The organism is Burkholderia sp. Ac-20392, from assembly GCF_017104585.1.
GTDB lineage: Bacteria > Pseudomonadota > Gammaproteobacteria > Burkholderiales > Burkholderiaceae > Burkholderia > Burkholderia lata.
Map to the genome: position 1 here is coordinate 1 of NZ_JAAGPB010000788.1, position 2,667 is coordinate 2,667.

The window sequence follows — 2,667 nt, forward strand, 5'->3', positions numbered from 1 at the left end:
CCGACGCCGTTGACGAGTGCGCCCGCGGGACGCGGCAGCCCGAACGCCGCGGCGAGCCCGATGCCGACATCCTGCACGTCGACGCCGATCGCATTGCCCGGCGACGACGCATCCGGCGCCTGGGACTGCTGCGCCTGCATCTGCTTCTGCAGTTGCGCACGCACCTTTGCGGCAAACGCGATCGGGATCGCGAACGTCATGCTCGCGTAGCGGTCGGCGCCCGTATAGACCTGCACCGCGATGCCGATCACGTCGCCCGCGCGATTGAACACGGGGCCGCCCGAGTTGTCGGGGTTCGGCGCGATGTCGGTTTCGAAGAACGGGAACGCGCTGCCGTCCGGCAGCCGGTGCGACGTCGCGCTGACGATGCCGGCCGTGACCGTGTTGCCCGATCCGTCCGGCGCACCGATCGTCATCACCGGTTCGCCCGCGCGTACCTTCGACGAATCGCCGACGCGCACGAATGGCAGCTTCGTTGCGTTGACACGCAGCACGGCGACATCGCTTTGCGGATCGACGGCCAGCACGGTCGCCTTGAATTCGCGGCGGTCGGTGAGCCGCACCGTCACGTCGGTCGCATCGTCGACCACGTGGGCGGACGTGAGGATCAGGCCGTCGGCGCTGACGATGAAACCCGAGCCGCTGCCCGATACCGCGCGCGGCGCCGTGTCGGGTGCCGGAGCCTGTGGCTGGGGTTGCGCCTGCGTTTGCCCCTGCGGGCCTTGCGCGGGCGGCGGTGCGTCGTGCCGGAAGAACGCGGCGAGCGGATCGTCGGGATCGAGGATCGTGAAGGATGGCCCGCCGGCCTGCTGGTCGGGTGCGGCGGTCATGATGGTCACGACTGCCGGGCCGTAGCGGTCGACGATCGCCGGAAAATCGACCGGCATCGCATAAGGCGTCGCGGCCGGCCGTTGCTTCATCGGATGTGGCGTGACGGGCGGCGCGAGGGTTCCGGCAAGGGCGGCCGGCGGCGGCAGCAAACAGCCGGCAAACACGCCCCCGATCAACGCGGTGCGAAGCACGGCGCGAGCAAGCGTCTGGCGAACCACAGTGCACCTCCCCCGGGAGTCGCGGCGCCGACCTGCGCGAGACGCGCAGGCGCCCGACAAGCACCGGTACACGCATCCATTTATAGTCCACGCGGCCTGTTCGAACATACGAATCGAAACCCGAATGCCGGGCGGTACGGCAGGCGCGGAGCCGCGACGGTGGCCGTTTCGAACAAAGTGCGCGATTCGTCAATCCGCACAAGTCCGATTGTCGTGCGTGGGAGCGGGCGGTTCGTGGCGGGCAACGCCATGCACGCACACCTTCGCTCTACCTGGAGGTCGACGCCTCTTCGAGAGGCGAGCGATCGCCCGCCCTCACCGATCCAGCTCGCGCATTCAAGACTCGATGCTCTTGTCGGGATCCCGAAGTGAAATCGCAGCGATACGGTAGCGGAAATCACCGCCAACGGGTGACGTAACCCGCGCGCCCCGCCACCCGCCCATCACGCCCCGCCCACCCGCTCCGCGATCGCCGACAGCATCCGCAACATCGGCTCGAACGCGTCGGCCGACGTATTGCCGAAACCGAGCACGAGCCCGTTACCCGCCGATGCCGCATCGATCGAAAAACCCGACAACGGAAACGGCCCGATGCCATGCGCGCGCGCCGCGTCGACGATTGCACGATCGCGGTAGCGCGCCGGCAGCCGCAGCGCGAGATGCAGCCCGCACGGCCCGCCCTCGATCTGATGCGGCACGCTCAGGTTGCCGTCGAGCGCGGCGAGCAGCAACCGCCGCCGGTCGCGATACAGCCGGCGCATGCGACCGAGATGGCGGCCGTACTCGCCCGTCTCGATGAAATCGGCCAGCGCGAGCTGCACGTGGCGCGTCCCGCCGCGCAGCATCTCCGGCAACACCGGCCGCACTGCCGCCAGCAACGCGTCGGGCAGCACGAGAAAACCGATCCGCAGCGCCGGAAACATCGTCTTGCTGAACGAGCCGAGATAGACGACGGGCGAATCGGGCGCGAGCCCGTGCATCGCGCCGATCGGCTCGCCGGTGTGACGGAATTCGCTGTCGTAGTCGTCCTCGATGATCCACGCGCGATGCCGGCGCGCGGCATCGATCAGCGCGAGCCGGCGCGAGATCGACAGCACGGCGCCAGTCGGGAACTGGTTCGACGGCGTCGTATAGACGAGGCGCGGCGTCCGCTCGCGCCAGTCGTCCTCTTCGACCCGCAGCCCTTCCGCGTCGACCGGCATCGGCACGACGTCGAGGTCGGCCGCCTGCATCGCGGTGCGCGCGCCGCGATAGCCGGGCTCCTCGACCCACACCGTATCGCCCGGGTTCGTCAGCAACTGCGCGCACAGCGCGATCGCGCCCTGTGCGCCTTCGGTGATCACGATCTGCTCGGGATCGCAGCGCACGCCGCGCGTCACGGCCAGATGGCGCGCGATCGATTCGCGCAGCGCGCGCTCGCCGAGCGGATCGCCATAGCCGAGCAGGTCGCGGCCGGCGCGACGCAGCGCGCGGTCGATCGCATGGCGCCACGCGTCCGCCGGGAAATGCGTGAGCGCGGGCACGCCCGGCCGGAAGCCCTCCGATTCGCCGGTGCCGATGCGGCTCGGGCGAATCCGGCCGAGCCGCTGCGCGACGGCCGGCGGCGCGGCACGCCGGC

2 protein-coding genes are annotated in these 2,667 nt (G+C 70.1%); both read right to left on the reverse strand.

Translation table 11 applies throughout. The features are described 5' to 3' along the window. On the reverse strand, window positions 1-1,049 hold a 1,049-nt coding region (locus G3N99_RS38215), incomplete at its 3' end, for a trypsin-like peptidase domain-containing protein (RefSeq protein WP_206124967.1). 443 nt (window positions 1,050-1,492) lie between these two features. Beyond that, a partial coding sequence (locus tag G3N99_RS38220; protein WP_206124968.1) for a PLP-dependent aminotransferase family protein occupies window positions 1,493-2,667 on the reverse strand: 1,175 nt, incomplete at its 5' end.